20 protein-coding genes are annotated in these 25,471 nt (G+C 65.8%); 6 read left to right on the top strand and 14 right to left on the bottom strand.

What is annotated here, in order from left to right:
- Window positions 1-145: 145 nt before the first annotated feature.
- A complete protein-coding gene (locus CH42_RS06770; RefSeq protein ID WP_053352465.1) occupies window positions 146-1,201 on the bottom strand; it encodes a hypothetical protein in 1,056 nt (351 codons plus the stop codon).
- A 197-nt stretch (window positions 1,202-1,398) separates the two neighbouring features.
- Here CH42_RS06770 and purL point away from each other — a divergent pair, with 197 nt between their 5' ends.
- Window positions 1,399-3,729, top strand: coding sequence for a phosphoribosylformylglycinamidine synthase subunit PurL (gene purL, locus CH42_RS06775; protein ID WP_053352466.1), 2,331 nt, complete (start codon window positions 1,399-1,401; stop codon window positions 3,727-3,729).
- A 261-nt stretch (window positions 3,730-3,990) separates the two neighbouring features.
- Window positions 3,991-4,578 (top strand): GNAT family N-acetyltransferase, encoded by a 588-nt coding sequence (locus CH42_RS06780; protein WP_053352467.1) that lies wholly within the window; start codon window positions 3,991-3,993, stop codon window positions 4,576-4,578.
- A gap of 74 nt (window positions 4,579-4,652) precedes the next feature.
- Here CH42_RS06780 and tmk read toward each other — a convergent pair whose 3' ends face one another.
- The 7 genes from tmk to CH42_RS06815 form a co-directional block, all read right to left on the bottom strand.
- A complete protein-coding gene (tmk, locus tag CH42_RS06785) occupies window positions 4,653-5,285 on the bottom strand; it encodes a dTMP kinase (RefSeq protein WP_053352468.1) in 633 nt (210 codons plus the stop codon).
- 31 nt (window positions 5,286-5,316) lie between these two features.
- Window positions 5,317-8,154 carry a type I DNA topoisomerase gene (gene topA / locus CH42_RS06790; protein WP_053352469.1) on the bottom strand — a complete coding sequence of 946 codons (2,838 nt, stop codon included), beginning with the start codon at window positions 8,152-8,154 and terminating at the stop codon, window positions 5,317-5,319.
- A 191-nt stretch (window positions 8,155-8,345) separates the two neighbouring features.
- Window positions 8,346-9,158 (bottom strand): M23 family metallopeptidase, encoded by an 813-nt coding sequence (locus CH42_RS06795; RefSeq protein ID WP_053352470.1) that lies wholly within the window; start codon window positions 9,156-9,158, stop codon window positions 8,346-8,348.
- Window positions 9,155-9,511 (bottom strand): TadE/TadG family type IV pilus assembly protein, encoded by a 357-nt coding sequence (locus CH42_RS06800; protein WP_053352471.1) that lies wholly within the window; start codon window positions 9,509-9,511, stop codon window positions 9,155-9,157. Before CH42_RS06800 ends, CH42_RS06795 begins: the two co-directional genes overlap by 4 nt.
- Window positions 9,511-9,885 (bottom strand): DUF4244 domain-containing protein, encoded by a 375-nt coding sequence (locus CH42_RS17075; protein WP_306455197.1) that lies wholly within the window; start codon window positions 9,883-9,885, stop codon window positions 9,511-9,513. Before CH42_RS17075 ends, CH42_RS06800 begins: the two co-directional genes overlap by 1 nt.
- Window positions 9,886-10,080: 195 nt before the next feature.
- On the bottom strand, window positions 10,081-11,079 hold the full coding sequence (locus tag CH42_RS06810; RefSeq protein ID WP_053352472.1) for a type II secretion system F family protein: 999 nt from the start codon (window positions 11,077-11,079) through the stop codon (window positions 10,081-10,083).
- Window positions 11,076-12,140: a CpaF family protein gene (locus tag CH42_RS06815; protein WP_075205281.1), complete on the bottom strand. Its 1,065-nt coding sequence runs from the start codon at window positions 12,138-12,140 to the stop codon at window positions 11,076-11,078. The genes CH42_RS06810 and CH42_RS06815 overlap by 4 nt, the downstream gene beginning before the upstream one ends.
- A gap of 208 nt (window positions 12,141-12,348) precedes the next feature.
- Here CH42_RS06815 and acs point away from each other — a divergent pair, with 208 nt between their 5' ends.
- The gene (gene acs / locus CH42_RS06820) at window positions 12,349-14,337 is read left to right on the top strand and encodes an acetate--CoA ligase (RefSeq protein WP_053352473.1); all 1,989 of its coding nucleotides are present in this window, start codon (window positions 12,349-12,351) and stop codon (window positions 14,335-14,337) included.
- Between the two features lie 72 nt (window positions 14,338-14,409).
- On the opposite strand, the gene CH42_RS06825 is transcribed toward acs, so the two are convergent.
- Complete coding sequence (locus CH42_RS06825; protein ID WP_053352474.1) at window positions 14,410-14,886, bottom strand: RidA family protein; 477 nt, start codon at window positions 14,884-14,886, stop codon at window positions 14,410-14,412.
- Between the two features lies 1 nt (window position 14,887).
- Window positions 14,888-15,061 (bottom strand): DUF4177 domain-containing protein, encoded by a 174-nt coding sequence (locus tag CH42_RS16345; protein WP_075205282.1) that lies wholly within the window; start codon window positions 15,059-15,061, stop codon window positions 14,888-14,890.
- A 110-nt stretch (window positions 15,062-15,171) separates the two neighbouring features.
- Here CH42_RS16345 and CH42_RS06830 point away from each other — a divergent pair, with 110 nt between their 5' ends.
- Window positions 15,172-17,829 (top strand): transglycosylase domain-containing protein, encoded by a 2,658-nt coding sequence (locus CH42_RS06830; RefSeq protein WP_239683975.1) that lies wholly within the window; start codon window positions 15,172-15,174, stop codon window positions 17,827-17,829.
- A 5-nt stretch (window positions 17,830-17,834) separates the two neighbouring features.
- Window positions 17,835-18,779, top strand: coding sequence for a metallophosphoesterase (locus tag CH42_RS06835; protein WP_053352476.1), 945 nt, complete (start codon window positions 17,835-17,837; stop codon window positions 18,777-18,779).
- 93 nt (window positions 18,780-18,872) lie between these two features.
- Here the strand turns inward: CH42_RS06835 and CH42_RS06840 are convergent, their stop codons facing one another.
- The 4 genes from CH42_RS06840 to CH42_RS06855 all read right to left on the bottom strand — a co-directional run bounded on the left by CH42_RS06840 (window position 18,873) and on the right by CH42_RS06855 (window position 24,881).
- Window positions 18,873-19,931 (bottom strand): aspartate-semialdehyde dehydrogenase, encoded by a 1,059-nt coding sequence (locus CH42_RS06840; protein WP_053352477.1) that lies wholly within the window; start codon window positions 19,929-19,931, stop codon window positions 18,873-18,875.
- 45 nt (window positions 19,932-19,976) lie between these two features.
- Window positions 19,977-21,254 (bottom strand): aspartate kinase, encoded by a 1,278-nt coding sequence (locus CH42_RS06845; RefSeq protein ID WP_053352478.1) that lies wholly within the window; start codon window positions 21,252-21,254, stop codon window positions 19,977-19,979.
- Between the two features lie 78 nt (window positions 21,255-21,332).
- A complete protein-coding gene (gene recR / locus CH42_RS06850; protein WP_053352479.1) occupies window positions 21,333-21,929 on the bottom strand; it encodes a recombination mediator RecR in 597 nt (198 codons plus the stop codon).
- Window positions 21,930-22,025: 96 nt separating this feature from the next.
- Window positions 22,026-24,881, bottom strand: coding sequence for a DNA polymerase III subunit gamma and tau (locus tag CH42_RS06855; protein WP_082309336.1), 2,856 nt, complete (start codon window positions 24,879-24,881; stop codon window positions 22,026-22,028).
- Between the two features lie 71 nt (window positions 24,882-24,952).
- Here CH42_RS06855 and CH42_RS06860 point away from each other — a divergent pair, with 71 nt between their 5' ends.
- Complete coding sequence (locus CH42_RS06860; RefSeq protein ID WP_053352481.1) at window positions 24,953-25,468, top strand: Lrp/AsnC family transcriptional regulator; 516 nt, start codon at window positions 24,953-24,955, stop codon at window positions 25,466-25,468.
- The last annotated feature ends 3 nt before the right edge of the window (window positions 25,469-25,471 follow it).

Consider the following 25,471-nt stretch of genomic DNA (forward strand, 5'->3'; position numbering starts at 1 on the left):
ACGACCACCTGAAACCGCCCGAGGTTTCGATCCGCAATCTGTTGAAACTCCGCTGATTGGGGTGAGATCTGACCCTCGCACGGCGCAGAAACAGTTCTGCCCCGCGACCCTGACGGAAGCGGGGCAGAACGGCAATCGAACAGCGTTACTGCTGGTGCGGCGGAAGCGGAGCCCCCGGCACCGAGAAGTCGGGCTGGCCGTCGGCGCCGGCCGGAATCGGCCTACCGTCCGCGAACGTCGGCCATGGGAGCAGCGGCGCCTGACCCGCAGCGGGCGCCGATGACGCGAACGGCTGGGCAGGCTGCGACTGCGCCGGTGACTGCGGCGCCGGGTGCACGCCGGTCTGCGTCTGCAGCTGCTGCGCACGGTGCTGCGTCGGCTGCGACTGGCCGCCCTCGGCACGGTAGGCCGCGGCAGCGGCGTGCTGCTCAAGCCGGCGCGCACGTGCGGCGTCGCGCTCATCGGCACCGTAGAACCACCGCAGCAGCAGGGTGATCGACAGGCCGAGCGCGGTCAAGATGAGGATCGCCGTCGCGATCTTCCAGTACATGTCAGGGATGTGCAGGTCGAAAGCGTCGATGCCCACGGGAGCCGTGAACAGAATGCCCGACAGCACGGCAAGCACGCTCGTCACGAAGGCGAATTTCGTGATCGTGTCGGAGTGGCGGGTGCCGACCTTGAGCAGCAGCTGCGCGCACAGAATCACCAGGCGCGTCACCAAGATCACGAAGATCGACTTCCAGAAGATCTCCCACAGCAGGGAGAAGGAGTCGTAGGGCGTCATCCAGATCACGATGAGCAGCAGGCCGAGAATATACGCGTTGGCGATGAGCGCGACCGGCGCGTACCACTCCGACTTCTGCTCGCGGCGCGTATCGAGCGCGGTGAAGAGCACGAACACGGCGAAAAGGGCGAACGTCGAGAAGACCCGCTCGAACTTGCCCTCGAAGTCGCCGATGAAGAGCAACGAGATCGACGCGATCGTCAGGCCCGCAAGCAAGATGATGCTGACCTTCAAGAAGGTCGAGAGCTTGCGCTGCGGTGCGGCGGCGTGCGGCGCCGCCTGCTGCGGCAGGGTCGGCGCGGAGACCTGCGCGTGCTGCTGATCCGGCACCGCCCCCGGCACCGATGCAGTGGGGCCGCCGTCGGGCAGCTGCGGATGTGGCGTCGGATCGGCCGGATGCGTATTCGGATCGCTCATGGTTTCAGTCTCCCCTGATCTCCTGACAAACTCCACCCTAGACCGTCACTTCGCGACACCGCCGGGGCCTGAAATCGCGCCGCACAACCGACCCGCAGCGCCGGCGTCGAGCGCCGCCGCGAACGCGTAGACTGGGCGGGTACGTTCGGCGTCTTTCTGCCGCCGATTCCGATACCGAACCCCGGAGCACATCGAGCGTGACTGATTTCGACGCCACCCAGAGCGGCCCCCGCCCCGACACCGTCGCAGATGCGATCGCGACGCCCGAGAAGGAGCAGCCCTACGGCGCCCTTGGGTTGAAGCCCGACGAGTACGAGCAGATTCGCGAGATCCTCGGCCGCCGCCCCACCTCGGGCGAGCTGGCGATGTACTCCGTCATGTGGTCGGAGCACTGCTCGTACAAGTCGTCGAAGATCTACCTGCGCCAGTTCGGCAAGAAGGTCAACGACAAGATGAAGGAGCGCCTGCTCGTCGGCATGGGCGAGAACGCGGGTGTCATCGACATCGGCGAGGGCTGGGCCGTGACCTTCAAGGTCGAGAGCCACAACCACCCCTCGTACATCGAGCCGTTCCAGGGCGCCGCGACCGGCGTCGGCGGCATCATCCGCGACATCATCTCGATGGGCGCCCGCCCGGTCGCCGTCATGGACCAGCTGCGCTTTGGCGCGATCGATGACCCCGACACCGCGCGCGTCGTGCACGGTGTCGTCTCGGGCATCTCGTCGTACGCGAACTGCCTGGGCCTGCCGAACCTCGGCGGCGAGACCGTGTTCGACGGCGTCTACCAGGCCAACCCGCTCGTCAACGCCCTTGGCGTGGGCGTGCTGCGCCACGAAGATCTCCACCTCGCGAACGCCTCAGGCACCGGCAACAAGGTCGTGCTCTTCGGTGCGCGCACCGGCGGCGACGGCATCGGCGGCGCCTCGATTCTCGCCTCCGACAGCTTCAGCGAGGGCGGCCCCACCAAGCGCCCCGCCGTGCAGGTCGGCGACCCGTTCGCCGAGAAGGTGCTCATCGAGTGCTGCCTCGAGCTGTTCCGCGGCGAGCTGGTCGAGGGCATCCAAGACCTCGGCGCTGCCGGCATCTCGTGCGCGACCTCCGAGCTCGCGGCCAACGGCGACGGGGGCATGTTCATCGAGCTCGACAGCGTACTGCTGCGCGACCCCTCGCTCACGGCTGAGGAGATCCTCATGTCCGAGAGCCAGGAGCGCATGATGGCCGTCGTGCACCCCGACAAGCTCGATGCATTCCTCGCGGTCACCGCGAAGTGGGACGTCGAGACCAGCGTGCTCGGTGAGGTGACCGATACCGGCCGCCTCGTCATCAACTGGCGCGGCGAAGAGATCGTCAACGTCGACCCGTCGACCGTGGCCGTCGACGGCCCGGTGTACGAGCGCCCTGTCGCCTACCCTGCCTGGATCGACGAGCTGCAGGCCTCGGGCGTCAACGCGTCGGGCCTCGAGCGCTCGGCGGCCGGCGACGACCTGCGGGCGCAGATGATCGCCGTCGCGGCGTCGCCGAACCAGGCCGACGTGTCGTGGGTCACCAACCAGTACGACAAATACGTGCTCGGCAACACCGCGCTCGCGTTCCCCGACGGCGCAGGCATGATCCGCGTCGATGAAGAGAGCGGCCTCGGCGTCGCCATCGCCACCGACGCGAACGGCCGCTACTGCCAGCTCGATCCGTTCGTCGGATCGCAGCTCGCCCTCGCCGAGGCGTACCGCAACGTGGCGACCTCGGGCGCCGTGCCCACCGCCGTCACCGACTGCCTGAACTTCGGCAGCCCCGAGAACCCCGAGGTCATGTGGCAGTTCTCGCAGGCCGTCGAAGGCCTCTCTGACGCCTGCCTCGCGCTCGAGGTGCCCGTCACCGGCGGCAACGTGTCGCTCTACAACCAGACGGGCGACACCCCGATCTACCCGACCCCGGTGGTCGGCGTGCTCGGCATCATCGACGACGTCGCGCGTCGCGTGCCGAGCGGCTGGCAAGATCAAGGCGAGCACCTCTACCTGCTCGGCACCACCCGCGACGAGCTCGACGGCTCGGCCTGGGCCGAAACCGTGCACGATCACCTCGGCGGTCGCCCGCCGGTGGCCGTGCTCGACGACGAGCGCGCACTCGCTGAGCTGCTGCACGCCGGCGCACAGGGCGGACTCATCTCGGGCGCCGTCGACCTCTCTGAGGGCGGCCTGGCGCAGGCGCTGACCGACGGCGCGCTGCGCTTTGGCGTGGGCGCTCGCGTGTGGATCGAAGAGATCATCTCGCGCGACGGCGTCGACGCGACCGCGGCGCTCTTCTCGGAGTCGCAGGCGCGCGTGCTCGTCGCCGTGCCGCACGAAGAAGAAGTCAAATTCCGCGGGCTGTGCTCGGGACGCGACTTCCCGGTGCTGCGCATCGGTGTGACCGATGGTGCGGATGCCGATGCGACGATCGAGGTGCAGGATCGCTTCACTCTGCCGCTCTCGGAGCTCGGTGCAGCATCGCGCGCCACGCTTCCCGACCGCTTTGGCGCCGTCATCGGCTAAACGCATCGCGTTTCGCCGGCGACGGCGGTGACGCCTACAGGCGCCAGCCCACGGAGCGAAGCGAGGGGTGGCCGTCATCGGCTAAACGCATCGCGTTTCGCCGGCGACGGCGGTGGCGCCTACTTCGGTAGCAGATTCGGCTTCGGTGGGAAGATTTCTTGGGAATTCTTCTCACCGAAGCCGTTTGTGCTTCCGAGGGCGCGGCCTCGGCCAGGAACATCGCGAGGCGGTTCGCGCGGCACTGCATGGGATGATCTCTCCATGAGCTTCACACGAGTGGTCACGGAGCGGTTGGTGCTGCGTCGACCCGTCGACGCCGATATCGATGCGCTCCATACGATCAACGCTGACCCTGAGGGGTGGCGGTTCTTCTCGGTGTCTGAGTTCACGCGTCGCGCGGAGACCGAGGCACAGCTGGGGCGCTGGGCTGCGAGCTGGGACGAAACCAGACTCGGAACATGGATCGCGGAAACCGTCGATAGCGCTGAAGTCGTGGGTTACGGAGGCTGCACCCGTCTTCTGGGCGACCCTGCGGCAAACGAAACGCGGAATCATGTGGGCGACGTTTGGAACCTGGGGTATCGCTTTGCGGTCGATCATCGTGGCCGTGGATTCGCTACGGAGATGTCTCACACAGCCGTTGCGGCGGCGATCGCTGCTGACCCGACGCTTCCGGTGGTGGCGTTTCTCCTCGAGGGAAATCGCGCTTCCGCAGCGGTGGCCGAAAAGGTTGGGCTTACGCTGCGTCATCGAGCACACGATGCGGGCAACCCGGATCCGGCAGCAGTGCGTCGGGTGTACGCCAACCGCACGCTGACCGCGGCGCAGCTCGAGACGACGCTACGCTGAGTCTCGGCCACCTGACCGCCCCGGGTGCGGCGGTTCCCCGCTGATCGCTGCAGCGGAGGAACCGAAACGAGCGGTTACCTGGTCACGAGCGTCGCGAGTCGAGCGATGATCTGCGTGTGGATCTGGTCGACCGGCTGCGATGCATCGACGACGAGATACCTGTGCGGCTCCGCCTTCGCGAGCGCGCGGAAGCCATCACGCACCGCGGCGTGGAACTCGATCGCTTCCGCCTCGAGCCGGTCGGCAGTGCCCCCGCGTGCACGTCGTCGCTCGGCACCGGTGGACGGATCGAGGTCGAGCAGGATCGTCAAGTCGGGCCACAGACCACCCGCCGCCCACTCGCTGATGGTGCGAATCTCCGAAACATCAAGCACGCGCCCGGCACCCTGATAGGCGAGCGAAGAGTCGATGTACCGGTCTTGCACCACCGCCGCATCACGTTCGAGCGCCGGTCGCACGACCTTGGCGACGTGCTGTGCGCGATCCGCTGCGTAGAGCAGGGCCTCGGCACGGGCATCGACGTCGCCGATCTCCTCACCACCGTGCAGCAGCACCCGTCGCAGCTCGGCCCCGAGACGCGTGCCGCCCGGCTCGCGAGTGCGCACGACCTCGCGCCCGCGCTCCTCGAGCCACTGGCCGAGCAGCTCGGCCTGGGTGCTCTTCCCGGCGCCGTCTCCACCTTCGAGGGTGATGAAGATTCCGGTCATGCGCTCTTCAACGGTTGGTCGATCTCAATCACTATTCGGCCTGGGCTGCGGCTTCGGCGGCGGCGCGGTTGGCGGCGCGCGTTGCGGCCGCTTTCTTCGCCGCAGCGGAACGAGCCGGGTCGACAGCTGTTTTCGCGGTCGATGCCTTCGCAGCCGTCTTCTTGGCCGCGGGCTTCTTTGCAGCCGTCTTCTTTGCTGCGGGCTTGCGCGCCGGTGCCTTCTTCTTCGCAGGGCCCTTCGCGCGCTTGATCGCGAGGAGTTCAACCGCGCGTTCAAACGTGATGTCTTCGACCGCGTCTCCGCGGGGAATCGTCGCGTTCGTCTCGCCATCGGTAACGTACGGCCCGAACCGGCCGTCCTTGACCTTGATCGGCTTGCCGCTCACCGGGTCGGCGTCGAATTCTTTCAACGCACTTGACGCGCGCTTGGCACCGTACTTGGGCTGGGCGAAGAGCTCTTGCGCACCTGCGAGGTCGATTGAGAAGATCGCATCCTCACTCGGCAGCGAGCGCGTGTCCGTGCCCTTCTTGAGGTAGGGACCGTAGCGGCCATTCTGCGCCGTGATCTCAGCCTCTGACTCGGGGTCAATTCCGACGGTGCGCGGTAGGTCGAGGAGTGCCACGGCGGAGTCAAGTTCGATGGTCGCCGGGTCCATGGTCTTGAAGAGCGACGCCGTGCGAGGCTTCTGCCCCTTCGGCAGCTCCTCACCTTCGTCCAGCAACTCCGTGACGTACGGCCCGAATCGGCCGTTCTTCGCCACAATGCGCTTGTTCGTCGTCGGATGAAGCCCGACCACGCGGTCTTCGGCGGGCTCGGCATCGGCGAGTTCGTGCGCCCGCGCGGGGGTCAATTCGTCGGGAGCGAGGCCATCGGGGATATTGACGCTGCGCGGCTTAAGCACGCCGTCTTCGCCGACCTCGCTTTTCTCATCGAAGACTTCGAGGTATGGCCCGTACTTGCCATTGCGCAGCGAGATCTGGTCGTCGATTTTGATCGTGTTGATCGCTCGCGCGTCGATCTCTCCGAGGTTGTCGACGACGCCGCGCAGGCCCGGGTGAGTGTCGGTACCGAAGTAGAACTCGCCGAGCCACTTGCTGCGGTCGGCGTCACCGGCCGCAATGCGGTCGAGATCGTTTTCCATCTCAGCGGTGAAGTCGTAGTCGACAAGCGCCGAGAAGTGTTCTTCGAGCAGGCGCACCACCGAGAAGGCGATCCAGCTGGGAACGAGCGCTTGGCCCTTCTTCGTGACGTATCCGCGGTCCATGATGGTGCTGATGATCGCCGCGTACGTCGAGGGTCGGCCGATGCCGAGCTCTTCGAGACGCTTCGTCAGGCTGGCCTCGGTGTAGCGCGGCGGCGGGCTGGTCTCGTGACCTTTGGCTTCGGGCTCTTCAACGGTCAGTGGCTGACCTGCGGAGAGCTGCGGCAACGCGACGTTCTGATCGCCCGACTTGTCACCGCGCTTCTCGTCTTTGCCCTCTTCATAAGCAAGGAGGAAGCCCGGGAACGTGATGACCGTACCGCTGGTCGTGAATTCTGCCGCCGTCGCCTGTGCTGAGCCGGCTTCCTTCACTTGAACGGCGAGGGTCACGGTGTCGGTCGAGCCCTTTGCGTCTGCCATCTGGCTGGCGACCGTGCGCTTCCAGATCAGCTCGTACAGCGCGAACTCGCCCTGCGTGAGTTTGCCCTTCAGCGAGCTGGGCCGCTGGAACGTATCGCCGGCCGGACGAATGGCTTCGTGTGCCTCCTGCGCACCCTTAGCCTTGCCGGTGTAGACACGCGGCTTCTCGGGCAAGGTCTGCGCTCCGTACAGCTCGGCCGCTTGCGACCGGGCCGCCTGAATCGCCTGCTGCGACAGCGTGGGCGAATCGGTTCGCATATAGGTGATGTAGCCGTTCTCGTAGAGCGACTGCGCGAACGACATCGTCTGACGCGAGCTGTAGCGCAACTTGCGAGACGCTTCTTGCTGCAGCGTCGACGTCGTGAACGGCGCAGCCGGGCGGCGAGTGTGCGGCTTGGTCTCGACCGAGAGCACCTCGGCACGGCTGCCCGCTGCGAGAAGCGACGCAAGGTGCTCGGCGCGCTGCTGGCCCATAGAAATCACTCCGGCTTTCGACGCACGTGCGGTCAGCGCGCCGTCGTCACCGAAGTCGCCGCCGGTCGCGATGCGCTGCGCGTCCAATCGTACGAGTCGGGCTTCGAACGCCGTAAGGTCGGGCGCGCCAGCATCCGGGCGGAAGGTGGCCGTGAGGTCCCAGTACTCGGCCGAATTGAAGGCCTGCCGCTCGCGCTCACGGTCGACGACCAGACGCGTCGCCGCAGACTGCACACGGCCTGCGGAGAGCTTCGGCGCAACCTTGCGCCAGAGCACCGGTGAGATGTCGTAACCGTAGAGTCGATCAAGAATGCGACGGGTCTCTTGCGCATCCACCAGCGCGATATCGAGGTCTCGAGTGTTGCGCTTGGCCGCTTCAATGGCTTCTTGCGTGATCTCGTGGAACACCATGCGGTGCACCGGAACCTTCGGCTGCAGTACCTCGAGCAGGTGCCACGCGATGGCTTCACCTTCGCGGTCCTCATCAGTGGCGAGCCACAGCTCGTCCGCTCCCTTGAGTGCCCGTTTGAGCTCGGAAACCGTCTTCCGTTTGTTGTCGTTGACAACGTAGTAGGGCTGGAAGTTGTTGTCGACGTCAACGGCGAACTTGCCGAACGCGCCCTTCTTGAGATCCGCGGGCAGAGCCGACGGCTCCGCAAGATCGCGCACATGGCCGACCGACGCGATGACCTCGTAATCGTCGCCGAGGTATCCGCCGATCGTCTTCGCCTTGGTCGGTGACTCGACGATAACGAGTTTCTTCGTACCCTTCACGGGTCTCCATTCGTTGCTTCACGCAGTGTGCGGGCCGCCCGCTCGCCTTGACGATGGGCTCTGTTCCGACACGATACACAGTCTCTCGTGGGAATCCACCTCCGGAATTCTCCGCGAGTTCACTTCATATTATGTCTGGCGCTCGCGGGAACATTCGCATCGGACCGCGTTCGACCTCAGAAGCTGCGCCGTCACTGCCCGTGTTCCTCACCTATATAGAGGTATGGATTCACATCAGGATGCGTGTTCCTGGCAGTTGTTGCGAGTGTGAAATGCGTGTGGGGGCCGGAGGTGCATCCGCTCATGCCAGCGAGCGCCACAGCCTGCCCCGCGGTGACGCGCACCCCCGGAACCAGACCGAGCGCTTCCGATGACCCTGGAGCCACATGATTGTGCGAGCTGTAGAGCACTGCGCCGCGATATTCGTGTCGGATGACCACCACATGATTCGGACCGCGCCACCAGTCGGGCTGCGCCGCACACGTTTCCGGGATCCCACCATCGTCGGCTCCGACTCGAATCACGATGCCCGCGTACGGCGCGTAGAGCGGCGCCCCTTCGGTCGACTGCAAATCGATGGCGTACCCGTCGTGAAACCCCTGCGTGACGCCGGGTGCCGAGCTGGGCCATGCCCAGCCGTTCTCGCCGACGAACCCGCCGGGAAGCATCGAGATCGGCGGTAAGCCTGCGTGCGCGGATGCGGTGAGCGCACCGAACGGTCCCGAAACTTCCGCACTGACGCGCACATCCGCTCTTCCGGGCTCGAGATCGCATCGCGTCATCGAGCCGTGCGCAGCTTCAATGGTCTGCTGCGCGAGCGCGCACGGCTCCTCCGCTGCGGCCGCGCCCCCGTACCCTGCCGCCACGTCGGCGGCGGCGAGCGCTGCGGCGTCCGCTGCCGCCGCAGCACGGTGCGCGGCCTCGACATGTGCCGAGGCCGCGATCACCGGTACCCCGAGACAGAGCGCAACCACCGCGCACGCGAACGTTGCTGACGAACTCATGCAGTCGCTCCCATTCCGGTGAGAGCCGCACAGGACCGCGCAGCGATCTGCACCACCGAGAGGGGGCCACGGCCTGGGCGGTCGCGAGCGGTCAGACACAGGATCTGCCCCGACGTGTCGCGTTCGATGCGTGCTCGATCACTGAGCTGCGCGAGGACGCCGGCCGCGGCGTCGGTATCGCCGCGAGCCTCCAGCCGTGTTGCATCGGCAACGATCGACACGAGGGCGATACGGTGCGCAGCAATCGATACTCCACCGATCACGAGACCGAGCACGACGAGCACCGCAGGAATGACGATCGCGAATTCGGCGGTGACCGTGCCGCGATCGTCATTCCGCAGCGCCGGCCGCATCAATTCACCGAGCCGAGCGCATTTTGCACCAGCTGCACCAGCATTTCTCGGATCTCGCCTGATCGCATGATCGCGACGAGCAGCCCGGCAAACGCTACCGCCGCCAATATGACAATCGCATATTCCGCCGTGACCGCTCCTCGCTCGTCGGCAAGGAGTTCGCGGGCCGCGGCCCGGTCGCGCCGGCGGTGCATGCGTCGTCGGTGCACGAGAAACGGCGCCAGACCGATCATTCCTGCGACCGCGGGTTCACGCGTCGTCTCGCTATGGTCTGCGCCGCTCTCGAGCTCGGGGCGCGTCTCATCCGCAGAACGGCATTCCGCGTCTACGGTCTGCGTCGAGCGATCGGACACCAGATGAAGGGTGGACTGCATGGGATTTCTCCTTGGCCTCGCACGGCCCCGGCGGCTGCCGGTGCGTCAATCCTCGCGCTTTCCGTAATGCCGGTCTGTCCGGTTCGCCAGGATTGGGGATATCTCACTGAAATGCGCCCGGTGTCCATCTCTGTGTAAAACACGCACCAGTTTGGAACCTTCACGGACCGGAATCGACCCGTGCCGCACCTGCATTTACACCGCACCGAACATCGAGAGCAGCACCGGCAGCACACCGAGCACGATGAAGGCCGGCAAAATACACACCCCAAGGGGAATCAGAATGCGCACCCCCAACCGTTCCGCGTCGCGCTCGAGGTCGGCGAGTGCCACTGCCCGCACGGCGCTCCCCTGTTCGAGCAGCAACGGTCCGATCGCGATACCGGCTCGCGCAGCGGCCGCAATCGAGGCCATCAGCGCGCCACCCTCGCGGAAGGCGGCGAACGACACCCATTCTGCCCCGAAACGATCCACCATTCCGATGACCTTGCGACAGGCTTGCTCTGCCGGCGCGCCACCGCCGAGCGCGATCCAGACCAATTCGTACTCAAGCCCTGCCACGTGATCGAGCGCCGCGACGCGACGCTGCAATGCTCGCGACCACGCGATTCCCCCGGCGAGCAGACCGAGCCCGAGGCTACCGAGCAGCGCACCCACCGGGCTCACCAGCACCGGAATCGGATCAAACCCGAGCAGCAAACTGAGCACGAGCGCCAACACGGGCAGCGCGGTGACCATCTTGACGGTCGCACGGGGCCCGGCGAGGAGCACGCTGCGTCGTTCGCGCATTCGAGCGAGCTCACGGAGGGCCGACGCCATTCGATGCAGCGCGGGCGCGATCGGCGACCCACTGGCCTCGGCGAGACACCAGCTGACCGCCACGACGCGCCAAGCGGCAGTATCTGCGTGGGCGATCGCTTCACCGCTCGGCATCCCGGCCGCAGCCTCAGCTGCGATCCTCGCCAATCCGGGGTCAACAGCGGTCCCCTCCGCGTCGCACGCATCCGCCATAACGATGCCGATGACGCGCGCGGGTGGCACGCCGCCCCCGAGGAGCGCAGCAAGTCGCTCCACGATCGGGGCAGGGTCCGCCGCAGGTGCGTCCGCCGCACGTCGCAGCATGCGCTGCCCCAGTTGCTTGATGTGATCAGCGCAGCCTCGCGCACCGGTGCGAGTGCGACCGATGCCGCTCATGTGGGCAGCCTCTGCATCCTCAAGAGACGGTCGTCATCGAGCGCGAGCGTTCCCAGCGCACGCACCTGCGGCCCCGCGCCGCCTCGCACCACGTGCACAATGAGATGCAGAGCGCCGACGGCTTGGCGTGCCAGCGCCTCGGCGCTCCACCCGGCGAGCGCTCCCAGCGCTTCGAGGCGCATGGGTACGTCTTCAAGACGACTCGCATGCAACGTGCCGGCTCCGCCGTCATGGCCGGTGTTCAATGCGGCAAGCAGTGTCGCGATCTCGGCGCCGCGACACTCCCCCAACACGATGCGGTCGGGGCGCATGCGCAACGCCTCCCGCAGCAACCGATCGAGCCCGATCTCGCCGACGCCCTCGGCGCTCGCCTGCCTCGCCTCCAGCGACACCACATGCGGGTGATTCAGTCGGAGCTCCGCAACATCCTCAATGGTCAAGATGCGTTCCTCCGGTGCCGCGAGGTCGAGCAGCGCGGCGAGCAGCGTCGTCTTTCCACTGCCGGTACCGCCGGTGATGAGCAAATTGCGGCGTTGCGCGATCGCCTCGCGCAACGCCTGCAGCGCCCGACCCGATGCGAGCCCGTGTGCTGCGAGGTTCTCAAAGCTCACGGGCGTCACTCGCGGCAGCCGAATGGACACCGCCGCCCCGCCCACGGCGATCGGCGGAAGCATCGCGTGGACGCGAATGCCATCACCGAGCCGCACATCGGTGCACGGGTGCAACTCGTCAATGTGTCTCCCGCCGGCCGCGATCAATGCGGTCGCGAGTCGATGCACGGCGTCAGGCCCAGCCTCCCATCCCGGTACACGCTGCAAGGTGCCAGAACGGTCGAGCCAGAGTTGTGCTGCGCCGTCGCGCACGTGCACCACGAGATCCCTGAGCTCAGGGTCGTCGAGCAGTGGGAGCAACCCGCCCAGTGCGCGTTTTGCCGCGCGGGTCAGCGCGTCGCTTCGCGGGGCCACACGGTCGGCGGCGCGCACAGTTGCCACGCCCCCGGACACCCCCGGCGGTGCGCCGCTCGGCGCTCGGTGATCCGGCATCTGCACCTCGGTCGACATGCGCCCATCTCAGCAGCGCGCGAGCACTTGAACGCCGCCTCAATTCGGAATTGGGTGCAACTGGTGCGCAACGTCATCATGTCGCGAAGTGTGAGCGGACCATCGCGCACGGTATAGCCTGGTGCTGCATTTCCGGAGTGTTTCACCGCGGAAACGAATTGGCACTGTCGCCTGCGGGCGCAGCAATCGATCAAGGATAAGGGCGTCAATGAGCGATCAGCACGGCAATATCGAGACCCATCACCTCCCGGAGGGCGAGCACCCTGCGACATACCCGCCGACCCCCGAGTTTCGGGCGCAGGCGAACCAGCACGACCCCGCCGTGTATTGGCAGGCTGCGCAAGATCCGGAAGCATATTGGGCCGAGCAGGCCCGCACCCTGACGTGGACGAAACCGTTCACCGAGACCCTGGACTGGTCGAACCCGCCGTTCGCGAAGTGGTTTCAAGACGGCGAGCTCAACGTTGCTCAGAACTGTCTCGACCGCCATGTCGCCGCGGGCAACGGTGAACGTGTCGCGCTCCACTTCGAGGGCGAGCCGGGCGATACCCGGTCGCTGACGTACGCGGAACTCACGCACGAGGTGAAGCGGGCCGCGAACCTGCTCACGAGCCTGGGAGTCACCCAGGGCGACCGGGTCGCGATCTACATGCCGATGATCCCGGAGACCGTAATCGCGATGCTCGCCGTTGCACGTCTCGGTGCTGCGCACTCTGTCGTGTTCGGCGGGTTCAGCGCGGAGAGCCTGCGCGCCCGCATCGATGACGCTCAAGCCCGCCTCGTGATCACCGCGGATGGCGGATACCGTAAAGGCCGCGTGTCTGCGTTGAAGCCGACCGTGGACGACGCGCTCGCCCTGGGCGACGGCGGCTCGAGCGTGGAACGCGTACTCGTGGTCAAGCGCACCGGCAACGAAGTCGCGTTCGACGCGTCGCGGGATCTGTGGTGGCACGACGAGATCACCGCGTTCGACGGCGATCACGAGCCGCAGGGCTTCCCGGCGGAGAACCCGCTGTTCATCCTGTACACCTCGGGCACGACCGGAAAGCCCAAGGGCATCCTGCACACTTCCGGCGGGTATCTCACGCAGGTGTCGACCACGCACCGCAACGTGTTCGATCTGAAGCCCGAGACCGACGTGTACTGGTGCACCGCCGACATCGGGTGGATTACCGGGCACAGTTACGTCGTGTACGGTCCGCTCGCGAACGGTGCGACCCAGGTCATCTACGAGGGCACCCCGGATACCCCGGATTGGGGGCGCTGGTGGTCGCTGATTCAGAAGTACGGGGTCACGATCTTCTACACCGCCCCGACCGCGATCCGGTCGTGCATGAAGGTCGGTCGGCAGGTGCCGGAGCAGTACGACCTGTCATCGATTCGGGTGCTCGGTTCGGTCGGTGAACCCATCAACCCCGAGGCCTGGCGCTGGTACCGGGAGGTCATCGGTGCGGGCACCGCCCCGATCGTCGACACCTGGTGGCAGACCGAGACGGGCGCGATCATGATCTCCCCGCTGCCGGGGCTCACGAGCCTGAAGCCGGGCAGCGCGCAGGTGCCGCAGCCGGGCATTGCGGCGACGGTCGTGAACGAGGAGGGTGAACCCGTCGACAACGGGGAGGGCGGCCTGCTGGTGATCCAGCGCCCCTGGCCGTCGATGGTGCGCACGATCTGGGGCGACGACGACCGGTTCGTGGAGACATACTGGTCGAAATTCGGGGATCGGTACTTCGCCGGTGACGGGGCCCGCCTCGATGACGACGGTGACGTGTGGCTGCTGGGCCGCGTCGATGACGTGATGAACGTGTCGGGGCACCGGTTGTCGACAGCGGAGATCGAGTCTGCACTGGTGGAGCATCACGCGGTCGCGGAATCCGCGGTGGTCGGCGCCGATGACGAGACCACGGGCCAGGCGGTCGTGGCGTTCGTGATCCTGAAATCGCAGCAGACCCTGCTCGCGCCGGAGGATGCCGAGGTCGAACTGAAGAAGCATGTCGCGGGGCAGATCGGTGCGATCGCGCGGCCGCGTCAGATCTTCATCGTGTCGGAGCTGCCAAAGACGCGATCGGGCAAGATCATGCGGCGTCTCTTGAAGGACGCGGCCGAAGGGCGTGAGATTGGCGACACGACCACGCTCGCGGACACCGCGGTGATGCAGACGATCTCGGAACGCGTGCGCAGCGAGCGCGGCGCATAGTTTCCCGTGAAACGGCGTGAGGCCGGGATCGCATCAGCGAATCCCGGCCTCACGCATGCGAGCGGTGAACGATCAGTCTTCGACCTTGAACACGAACTCGATCTCGACCGGGGCATCGAGCGGCAGCACCGCGACGCCGACCGCCGAGCGCACGTGGATGCCCAGGTCGCCGAAGACGCGACCCAGGAACACCGACGCGCCGTTCGCGACGCCCGGCTGGCCGGTGAACGAAGGGTCAGATGCGACGAACGCGGTGACCTTCACGACCTGGGTGATCTTGTCGAGCGACCCGATGACGCCACGCACCGCAGCGAGGGCGTTGAGCGCGCAGAGGCGCGCGAGCTCCTCGGCCTGCTCAGCTGAGACGAGAGCTTCGCCCTCACCAACCTTGCCGGTTGCCGGGAGCGCACCGTTCACGAACGGAAGCTGCCCCGCCGTGTAGACGTAGTTGCCGTCACGCAGCGCCGGCACGTAGGCGGCCACCGCTGCGGCCACCTCCGGAATCTCGTAGCCGAGCTCGTGCAGCCGATCTTCAATCACCGATGCCATGTCAGGCCTTCCTCTTCTTCATGTACGCCACATTGCCGCCAGCGGGACCCTCGATGATCTGCACGAGTTCCCACCCTTGAGCGCCCCAGTTATTCAGAATCTGCGCTTCGTTGTGCAGCAGCAACGGTGTGACGAAATATTCCCACTGCGGCGCAGTTTCGGCGGATTCACTCACGTGCGGGTCTCCCTCGGTTGACGGTCGCCTGCGCAAAAATCGGGGGTTCCCGGAAGCGCGCAGTCGGGCGCGTTGCTGTTTTGTCAGCTACGTCGCTTACCCTAGATTCTATGACCCGTCAGACATCACCTTCTTCGCGCGTGCGCTCGCAGAAGCCCCGCACCGCAGGAGGCGCCCTCGGGGGCATCATCGGAGCGGTCGCTATGAGCGTCATTGCCGGTGTGCTCGTCACCGCCGCGGTGACCCCGGTCGTCGCATTGAGCGGCACCGCCACGAAGTCCGCAGTCACGATCTTCGAGAACCTGCCCGACCATATCGACCCGGGCAAGCTCGCCGAGCCGTCGACAATCTATGCGACCGGCGCAGACACGACCGTGTATGAGATCGCGACCTTCTACGATCAGGATCGCGAGACGGTCAAATGGGATCAGATCTCGCAGTTCGTGAAAGATGCTGCTGTCGCGGAGGAGGATCCGCGTTTCTACACCCATGGCGGTGTCGACGTACTCGCCACGGCGCGCGCGGTGATGCAGAACGCGGCCGGGCAAAACCTCTCGGGTGCGTCAACCATCACGATGCAGTACGTGCGCAACGTGCTGATTCAAGACGCCATCGCGATTCCCGACAAGGAAGAGCAGAAGAAGGCGTACGAGAACGCCATGCGGCAAGACACCGACCGCAAACTCAAGGAGATGAAGTATGCGATCTCCATCGAGAAGAAGTTCCCCAAGGACGACATTCTGCTCGGGTACCTCAATATCGCGCTCTACGGACGGCAAATCTACGGCATCGAGTCTGCGGCGCAGTACTACTACGGGAAGTCCGCCTCTGACGTCACGCTTGCCGAGGCCGCCAGCCTCGTCGCGATCGTGAACAACCCGTCGAAGCTCCAGATCGACGTGCCTGAGAACATTCCGGCGAACAAGGAGCGTCGCGACAAGATTCTCGGCAGCATGCTGAACCACGGCAAGATCACGCAGGCGCAGTACGACGAGGCTGTGGCATCTGAGATCGTGACGAAGATCACCCCGCGCGAAGCGGGTTGCAACATCGCTGAAAGAAACTTTGGGCTGGGCCACTTCTGCGACTATGTGCAGCGCTACATCAAAGCCGACCCCAGTTTCGGTGACACCCCTGAAGAGCGCGAGTTCAACTTCAGCCGCGGTGGGTACAAGATCTACACCACTATCGACCTGGACATGCAGGCAGCTGGCAACGAGGCGACTCGCAATACCGTTCCGAGCCTTATGGACGGCATCGACGTCGGGTCGGCATCGAGCAGTGTCGAAGTCGGGACTGGCCGAGTGCTCTCAATGGTGCAGAATAGGCCGTTTAACAACGCCGAAGATTTCCTCGCCTCCAACCCTGGTTATACGACGGTGAACTACAACACCGACTATGAAATGGGGGGCTCAAGCGGCTTCCAGGTCGGTTCGACGTTCAAGCCCATTACACTCGCTGAGTGGATCAAAGAGGGCCACTCGGTCAATGAGGCCGTCAACGTGAACAGCCGCAAGGGCGTACCCCTGCAGTCATTCTCCGCATCGTGTCTCACCGACGGCGTCTACGGCTACGGCACCTTCGACTTCTCGAACGATAACGAAGGCATCAAGGGCAACCAGTCCGTCATGACCGTCATCGCGAACTCGATCAACGGCGGCATCGTCTCGATGCAGCAGAAGTTGGATCTCTGCGGCACGTTCCAGACGGCGCAATCTCTCGGCATTCATCGTGCTTCAGATCTCCCCCGCGATGAGAATGGCAACTTCAGCGTGCCCACGCTGAATGGAAACCCCCGCGATCTCTCGATGGTGCCCTCAAACACGTACGGCGGAGTCGATGAGATCGCCCCCATCACGATGGCAGCCGCATATGCTGCGTTCGCCGGTGACGGCAGCGTCTGTACCCCAGTTCCCATTGATCAGATTCTCGACGACGATGGAAATCAAGTCCCTTTCACCAAGAGCAAATGCTCTCAGGCGATCGATCCCAACGTCGCGGCAGGCGTTGCGTATGCTCTGCAGAACGCCGTCGAGCGGGGTCTCGCAGACCACGCACGTTCTTGGGTAGGCACTCCGCACCTCGCGAAGACCGGAACCACCGATGATGTAGTAGACAACTGGACCGTCGGTGGCAGCACAAAAGTGACGACCGCCACCTGGGTGGGCAATGCAGGCCCAGTGCAGCTCGCAGATGGGTCATGGAGTCGCGTGTCCACGATGGGCTTCGGGAACCTGATGTATGCCGATCAAACCATTTGGCCGTCGATTATGAACGCCGCCGATAATCGCTACGGCGGCGACGCGTTCCCGCAGCCGGATGCGGCCGCGACCCGCATCACTATGCAGACCGTGCCGGATCTGAAGGGCAAGTCCTTCGAAGAGGCAAGCGCTGCGCTGACCCAGCTTGGGTTCAATGTGAGCGACGGCGGCGAAGCCGATTCGTCGGTGGCACAGGGGATGGTCGCGAGCACCGACCCGGCTGGCGGATCGTCGGTGCAAGCCGGCTCGAATGTGACCATTTTCCGCAGCAACGGTAAGGCGTCGAAGATTCCGGACGGCCTCGTCGGTTCCTCTGGAAATGACGCCGAGTCTGCGCTGAAGAGTGCTGGATTCTCGAATATCGACTTCACCTGTGCCACGGGCAACAAGGTCGATAAGAAGAAGAAGGTGAGCGCCGTCAGCCCCGATAGTGGAGCCGAGGCGAACACCGGTGGCACCGTCACCGTGGCACTCGAGTGCGCGACCGATAAGAAGAAGGACGACTGACCTTCATGTCGCGCCCCACCCGCACGGCGGCTGCTCTCGGAGCTGCCGCCGTCGGCGTACTCACCTGGTCCACACTCATCGAGCGACTACTCTTCACCGTGCGACGCCACACACTGCCGGTGCTCGCAGCGGGTCACGCGCCGATTCGCGTGCTGCAGTTGTCCGATCTACATCTCGCGCCCTGGCAGGCCCGCAAGATCGACTGGGTACGCTCGCTCGCCGATCTGCGCCCTGATCTCGTCGTGCTCACCGGTGACCTCATGGGGCACCTCGAGGCTCGACCCGGCCTGCTGCACGCGCTGCGGCCGCTGACCGAGACCGCCCAGACGGTCTTTGTGCACGGCTCGAACGACTACTACGGCCCGAAGTTCAAGAACCCGATCAAGTACCTGCTCGAACCGAGTCGTAAGAGCACGCGGGAGCCCGACATCGACAATGTCGCACTCACTCAGGGCCTCGAAGCGTTGGGGGCCATCAACCTCAACAATTCGGCCACCCGCATCGAGTTGCGCGGCACCACGGTCGAGCTGCTCGGCCTGAACGACCCCCACATTCGCTACGACGACATCGACCGCATGCAAGCGGCCGCGGCAAGCCTGCGGGGTGCCACGCACGACCTCAGCGACGAAGCACGCGCAGCAGACAACGTGCTCCGCCTCGGCGTCGTGCATGCGCCATACCAAGAGCCGCTCGGGGCGCTACTGCGCGAAGGCGCCGACGTGCTGCTCGCCGGGCACACCCACGGCGGCCAGGTGCGCGTACCGGGCGTTGGAGCGCTGACCTCGAATTGCGACCTGCCGGTCGGTCAAGCCCGTGGCCTGAGCGTTTGGTACGACGCGCACCGGGCCGCGTTCTTGAACGTCAGTGCCGGTCTCGGCAACTCGATCTACGCGCCGGTGCGATTTGCGTGCCGCCCCGAAGCTTCGCTGCTGACGCTCGAATCGGCCTGAGATACGTCGGCGGCGTGACTGGCGCCGGTGTCACGCAGAACGCCCCGGATTCCGTGAGGAGCCCGGGGCGTTCTGCGTGGTGCGAAGAAGTGCTTACGCGGAGCGCTTCGCCGCGATGAGTTCAGCGATCTGCACCGCGTTGAGTGCAGCACCCTTGCGGAGGTTGTCGTTCGAGATGAAGAGCGACAGGCCGCGACCGGCAGGAGCCGACTGGTCAGCGCGAATACGGCCGACGAACGACGGATCTTTACCGGCGGCTTCGAGCGGCGTCGGCACATCGCTCAGCTCGACGCCCGGAGCCTCGGCAAGCACCTCACGCGCACGGTCGGCGGAGATCTCACGAGCAAATTCTGCGTTGATCGAGAGCGAGTGCCCCGTGAACACGGGAACACGCACGCAGGTGCCGGCGACAAGCAGCTCGGGCAGCTCAAGAATCTTGCGGCTCTCGTTGCGGAGCTTCTTCTCTTCGTCGGTCTCGCCCTCACCGTCGTCAACGATGGAACCGGCCAGCGGCAGCACATCGAACGCGATGGTCTTGGTGTAGACCTCGGGTGCGGGGAAGTCGACCGCGGTGCCGTCGTGTACGAGCTGCTCAAGGCTGCCCGATTCGACGGCCGCAGTTGCCTGGCCCGCGAGTTCGCGTGCGCCGACGAGGCCCGAGCCCGAGACTGCCTGGAAGGTGGTCACGATGAGTCGCTCCAGGCCGGCTTCGGCGTCGAGCGCCTTCATCACGGGCATGGCCGCCATCGTGGTGCAGTTCGGGTTCGCGATGATGCCCTTGCGCGCCTCATCGATCGCGTGAGGGTTCACCTCGCTGACGACCAGCGGCACGTCGGGGTCGAGGCGCCACGCGCTGGAGTTGTCGATGACGATGGCACCGGCGGCGGCGAATTCGGGAGAGTACTGCTTCGAAGCGGTGCCGCCGGCGGAGAAGAGCGCGATGTCGATGCCGCTCTTGTCAGCGGTCGCGACGTCTTCGACGACGACGTCGGCACCGCGGAACTCGAGAGTAGAGCCTGCCGAGCGGGCGCTCGAGAAGAAGCGGATGCTGGAAATCGGGAAATCGCGTTCGTCGAGCAGTCGGCGCATCACTGCGCCGACCTGACCGGTGGCGCCGACGACGGCGACCGAGAGTCCCTGCTGTGCTGCCATGTGTTTCGAAATCCTGTCTGTCAAACGGTGTCGGAAAAGTTGAAGTTAGCGGCCGGTGCCCGCGTAGACCGTCGCCTCGGTATCGGCGTCGAGGCCGAACGCCGTGTGCAGTACCCGCACGGCCTTGTCGAGCAGGTCGGCGCGCGTCACGACGGAGATGCGAATCTCTGAGGTCGAGATCATCTCGATGTTGATGTCCGCCTCGTACAGGGCACGGAAGAGCTGCGCGGAGACGCCAGTGCTCGTGCGCATGCCTGCGCCGACGACCGCGAGCTTCGCGATCTGATCGTCGTACTGCAGGTTCTCGAACCCGAGCGCCTCGCGCTCCGCTTCGAGCGCTTCGATGACCCGGCGGCCTTCGCCGAGGGGCACGGTGAACGAGATATCAGTGCGGTTGGTCTGCGCCGCCGAGACGTTCTGCACAATCATGTCGATGTTGGCGTTGGCCTTGGCCACAATCTCGAAGATCTGCGCGGCCTTGCCGGGAATGTCTGGCACTCCCCCGACGGTGACCTTTGCTTCGCTCTTCTCTGCAGCGATACCAGTGATGATCGGCTCTTCCACCTGATCTCCCTTCGGATGCCCCTGCTCGGGGTTGTAAACGATGGTGCCCGGCGCATCGGAGAACGATGAGCGGACGTGCAGCACGACGCCGTGCCGGCGGGCGTACTCGACAGCGCGCAGGTGCAGCACCTTGGCGCCGGATGCCGCGAGCTCAAGCATTTCTTCCGCGGTGATCGCGTCGATCTTGCGTGCAAGCGGCACGACGCGGGGGTCCATGGTAAAGATGCCATCGACGTCGGTGTAGATTTCGCAGACGTCGGCGCCGAGGGCGGCGGCGAGGGCAACTGCGGTCGTGTCGGATCCGCCGCGACCCAGTGTGGTGATGTCGCGTGAGTCACGGCTGAAGCCCTGGAACCCGGCAACGATGGCGACCGCACCCTGGTCGAGTGCTTCACGCACGCGGCCCGGGGTCACATCGACGATTTTCGCCGAACCGTGCTCGGCGGTGGTGATCATTCCGGCCTGGCTGCCGGTAAACGACAGCGCTTCGATACCCATGCCCTTGATGGTCATGGCGAGCAGCGCCATCGAGATGCGCTCACCCGCGGTGAGGAGCATATCGAGCTCACGCGGAGCAGGGATCGGCGTGCACTCGGCGGCGAGATCGAGCAGTTCGTCGGTGGTGTCGCCCATCGCGCTCACGGCGACGACGACCTCGTTACCCGCGCGACGCGCTTCGACAATGCGCTTCGCTACACGCTTGATGCTCTCGGCATCAGCAACTGACGAGCCCCCGAACTTCTGCACAATCAATGCCACGCGGGTTCCTCCTGAATATCCGAGCCGAATGCTCAGTCTACCGGAACCGCCCGGCGTGTTGCGCGTGTGGCCCGTCCGCTACTCGACGGTGCGGCGGCCCTCGAATGCGCGGCCGAGCGTGACCTCATCGGCGAATTCGAGGTCACCGCCGACCGGAAGCCCCGATGCGAGGCGTGAGACCGGCACCTCAATGCTCTTGAGTAGGCGCGACAGGTATGCGGCCGTCGCCTCCCCCTCGAGGTTCGGGTCGGTCGCGATGATGACCTCGTGCACGTCGCCCTCGCCCAGGCGTCGCATGAGCGACGGAATGCTGAGGTCGTCGGGGCCGATGCCATCGATCGGGCTGATGGCTCCACCGAGCACGTGGTAGAGCCCCCGGTATTGACGGGTGCGTTCGATCGCGACGACGTCTTTCGGCTCTTCGACCACACAGATGAGTGATGCGTCACGACGCGGGTCGCGGCAGATCGAGCACTGCTCTTGCTCGGTGATATTGCCGCAGACGTCGCAGAAGCGCACTTTTTCACGAATATCTGAGAGCAGTTCGGCAAGCCGTGTGACATCGAAATTCTGCGTTTGCAGAATGTGGAAGGCGATGCGCTGGGCCGACTTCGGGCCGATGCCGGGGAGACGCCCGAACTCGTCGATCAAGTCTTGAACGATGCCGTCGTACACGGTGCTGCCTCCTCATGATGCGGCGACGCAAGCGCCGCTCTGCACACACCCTAGTCGTGATCAGGGCGGGTGGGTGGGTATGGGGTGAGTCTTCGGCTACCGCGGGGGCAGCGGACGCTCCTCGACGAATCGTGCCCCGAGCACTTCGCGCACCACCGCTTCCCCGTACCGGGTGAAAGCCGGCTTCGCAGTCTTCGGCGCATCTGGCGACCCCGCGGGCGCTGGGCTGGGTGCCGCAGAAGAAGCGATCGCAGCGGACTCAGTCGTCACCGCAGCGGTGCCGGTCGGCACCCCAGACGCCACCCCGTCTGACGCAACGGACGGTGCCGGTGCCGTGCGGGGAGCGGCTGGTCGCGACATCGAAGATCGAGGCGCGGCGTAGGGGTCGCCCTCTTCATCGTCTGGAGCCTCACCCGCATCGTCGGCATACGGGTCACCAAAGTCTGCCGGGTCGGCATACGGCGTCGCCGAAGCTTCGGGGTCGCGAGTGGTCGCGGCAGACGGTGCGGGATCACCGCTCGCCGGGGGCTCGGAGCTTGACTCCGAATTCGCTTCTATGGTGGCAGCCGCGGTTTCGGCCAACACTTCTGCCGCCGATGGAATCGGACCCGCGCTGACCGCTGCGGCCTGCGCCGGAGTGCCAGGCTGCGGGTCGGCCCAGGCCGGTGCGGCGAGCGCCGGCCCGAGCCCGCTCAATCGGGCCGCGGCGCGGGCCATCGGATCGTCGGCCTCTGGTTCGGAGGGTGCAGCGGGCGCATTCGGGAGGTCGGCTGACCCCGCCCGATGAGGCTCCTCTGCGTCGGCGGCGGAACCGGGTTCCCGTGCCCCACCCTGCGCGCCCGGAGCCGAACCGGCGGGCATGCGCTTCGGCTGGTACTTCACGCTGATGCCGACCGACGAGAGGATCGCTTCTCGAAGTGGACCCGCACCCGACGTTTTGAACGCCGCCAGATCGGATTCCGACGCAAGCCCCACAGTGAGCACGTCATCGACGAGGTCGAGCGGCGCAATGACCCGTACGGCATTCCAGGCATCTCGATCGCGCTCGAGAATCTCTTCGAGCAGGTCGGGCCAGAGCTCGAGCAGATCGTCGTACCCGCCGGACTCGGCAACCGGCACCGCCGTCTCGTCGTCATGGGCGTCTGCGGCATCGGGCTCGGCAGAGACCGATGCTTCGGGCCCGACGACGGAAGCAGGAACGGACTCAGCGGGCCGCTGCGCGGCCGATGCGTCTGAGGCACCGTTCGCAGGCGGCGTTACCGGCTGGGCCGGCGCAGACGATGCAGCGGGCGTCGACGTCGGCTCCGAACCGATGCTTGCAATCTGAGCGGCGCTCAGCACCGCGGAAATCGGCCGACCGAATGTCGCTGCGCCCTCGTTCGGATGCGGCGCACCCCCGTCGGCGTTGCCTGGCGCAGATGACTGAGCTGCAGGTGCCGGTGCAGCAGCGGGTGCCGGCGCGGCAATCGGCTCAGCCGCAGGCGCTGCCGCTGGAGCGTCGTCGGACTCGTTCAAGAACTCGCGAATTGATGCCGCCGTCTGCGCAGCATTCGGGGCGGGTGCGGTATTCGGGGCGGGTGCCGCAGCGGGTACCGGCGCCGCTTGGGCAGCTTGCGGCGTGCGAGCGGGCGCTTCCGGTGCAGTGGCCGCGCTGCGCGCTGCGGCGAGCGCCGCCAGCGGGTCGGGCTTCGGCTCGGGCGGCGTCTGCGGCGCGACCGATCGCGGTGCCGATGCGCCTGGGCGTTGACCGTTGCCCTGAGCCACGGGCTGCTGGCCGAACTGCTGCGGCGTCTGCGGGGCGCCTGCCGACGGTGCACCAGCCGCTGGAACCGACTGCTGAGGCTGGGCAGCACTCTGCACGAGGGCGCGCGCGATCATCAGTTCGAGTTGCAGCCGGGGCGCGGTTGCTCCGGCCATCTTGTCGAGGGCGGCGCTCACCACGTCGGCGATGCGCGAGACCTCGCCGGGGCCGAACGACTGGGCCTGCTCGAACATGCGGGTGAGCTGATCTTGCGGCACCCCTCGAAACACTGCTGCGGCGCCGTCGACGGTGGTCGCGTTGACCACGATGAGGTCGCGGAGTCGCTCGAGCAGGTCTTCCACGAAGCGGCGCGGATCTTGACCCGTCTGCACCACTCGGTCGGTGGCGCGGAACGCGGCCGCGGGGTCATGCGCGCCGAAGGCGGCCACCACGTCGTCGAGCAGTTCGGCGTGGGTGAAGCCGAGCAGCCCCGCGGCGCGCTCTGCCGTCACGAGATCGCCTTCGGAGCCGGCAATAAGCTGGTCGAGGATCGACAGGGTGTCGCGTGCCGACCCGCCGCCGGCTCGCACGACGAGCGGCAATACGCCCGGCTCGACCTTGACTCCCTCGCTGTCGCAGAGCGACTGCACGTAGTCGATGAGCGTGCCCGGTGCGATAAGGCGGAACGGGTAGTGATGGGTGCGCGAGCGGATCGTGCCGATGACTTTGTCGGGCTCGGTCGTGGCGAACACGAACTTCACGTGCGGCGGCGGCTCTTCGACGATCTTGAGCAGTGCGTTGAACCCGCCGGGCGTCACCATGTGCGCCTCGTCGATGATGAAGATCTTGAAACGATCGCGGGCAGGGGCGAACACCGCGCGCTCGCGCAGGTCGCGTGCGTCGTCGACGCCACCGTGGCTCGCGGCGTCGATCTCGACGACGTCCAGTGATCCGCCGCCGTCTCGACTCAGCTCGATGCAACTCGGGCACACACCACACGGAGTGTCGGTCGGGCCCTCGGCGCAGTTCAAGCAGCGCGCCAGAATACGGGCCGAGGTCGTCTTGCCGCAGCCGCGCGGGCCACTGAACAAATAGGCGTGACCGATACGACCGGTGCGCAGGGCCGTCATCAGGGGTTCGGTCACCTGCGACTGCCCGATCATCTCGGAAAAAGCGTCTGGCCGATAACGGCGATAAAGAGCGGCAACCACGGGTCCATGCTACCCGCGGACCACCGACATTTCGCCGTCTCCGTCTTCCATCACGAGGTTAGACTGACTTCATGGACGTGGCCGCCGGAGGAGATGACCAGCTGCTTGATGACGCGGATCGCGACATCATCGATCAGCTCCGCGTCGACGGCCGAATGTCGTTTTCGGAGATTGGCCGGCGACTCGGGTACTCCGAGCCGACCATCCGTCAACGGTACAATCGGCTGGTCTCACTGGGCATCATCTACGTTGCCGGGATGTACGACGAGACGAAGATCGGCGGCATCGCGGCGCACGTCGGTTTGCGCGTCGCCGAAGTGCCCGTTGCGCGCGTGGCCGAGCAGCTGGCCGATCACCCGCAGATCAAATACGTCGCCTGCGCGCTCGGGTACTACGACATCATTTTGGACGTAGTCGCGGAGGATGCGCAGGCGCTCGGGCGCATCGTGCTGCAAGATCTCCGCCGCATCCGGGGCATCTCAGAGGTCGAAACACTGACGGTGCTCGAGGTGCAGAAAGACACCTACCTCTGGCAAGGATTCCGTGAGCCGTCCCCGCGCAGCGCCGCACGAGGCGTTGCCGGCTGAGTT

The sequence above is a fragment of the Leucobacter musarum subsp. musarum genome, from assembly GCF_001273845.1.
Classification (GTDB): Bacteria; Actinomycetota; Actinomycetes; order Actinomycetales; family Microbacteriaceae; genus Leucobacter; species Leucobacter musarum.

Excerpts from the sequence above, each read along its gene's own strand:
- CH42_RS06770 (WP_053352465.1), bottom strand. The coding sequence starts at position 1,201 with ATGAGCGATCCGAATACGCATCCGGCCGATCCGACGCCACATCCGCAG.
- CH42_RS06780 (WP_053352467.1), top strand. The coding sequence starts at position 3,991 with ATGAGCTTCACACGAGTGGTCACGGAGCGGTTGGTGCTGCGTCGACCC.
- tmk (WP_053352468.1), bottom strand. The coding sequence starts at position 5,285 with ATGACCGGAATCTTCATCACCCTCGAAGGTGGAGACGGCGCCGGGAAG.
- CH42_RS06795 (WP_053352470.1), bottom strand. The coding sequence starts at position 9,158 with ATGAGTTCGTCAGCAACGTTCGCGTGCGCGGTGGTTGCGCTCTGTCTC.
- CH42_RS06800 (WP_053352471.1), bottom strand. The coding sequence starts at position 9,511 with ATGCGGCCGGCGCTGCGGAATGACGATCGCGGCACGGTCACCGCCGAA.
- CH42_RS17075 (WP_306455197.1), bottom strand. The coding sequence starts at position 9,885 with ATGCAGTCCACCCTTCATCTGGTGTCCGATCGCTCGACGCAGACCGTA.
- CH42_RS06810 (WP_053352472.1), bottom strand. The coding sequence starts at position 11,079 with ATGAGCGGCATCGGTCGCACTCGCACCGGTGCGCGAGGCTGCGCTGAT.
- CH42_RS06815 (WP_075205281.1), bottom strand. The coding sequence starts at position 12,140 with ATGTCGACCGAGGTGCAGATGCCGGATCACCGAGCGCCGAGCGGCGCA.
- acs (WP_053352473.1), top strand. The coding sequence starts at position 12,349 with ATGAGCGATCAGCACGGCAATATCGAGACCCATCACCTCCCGGAGGGC.
- CH42_RS06825 (WP_053352474.1), bottom strand. The coding sequence starts at position 14,886 with ATGGCATCGGTGATTGAAGATCGGCTGCACGAGCTCGGCTACGAGATT.
- CH42_RS06830 (WP_239683975.1), top strand. The coding sequence starts at position 15,172 with ATGACCCGTCAGACATCACCTTCTTCGCGCGTGCGCTCGCAGAAGCCC.
- CH42_RS06835 (WP_053352476.1), top strand. The coding sequence starts at position 17,835 with ATGTCGCGCCCCACCCGCACGGCGGCTGCTCTCGGAGCTGCCGCCGTC.
- CH42_RS06840 (WP_053352477.1), bottom strand. The coding sequence starts at position 19,931 with ATGGCAGCACAGCAGGGACTCTCGGTCGCCGTCGTCGGCGCCACCGGT.
- CH42_RS06860 (WP_053352481.1), top strand. The coding sequence starts at position 24,953 with ATGGACGTGGCCGCCGGAGGAGATGACCAGCTGCTTGATGACGCGGAT.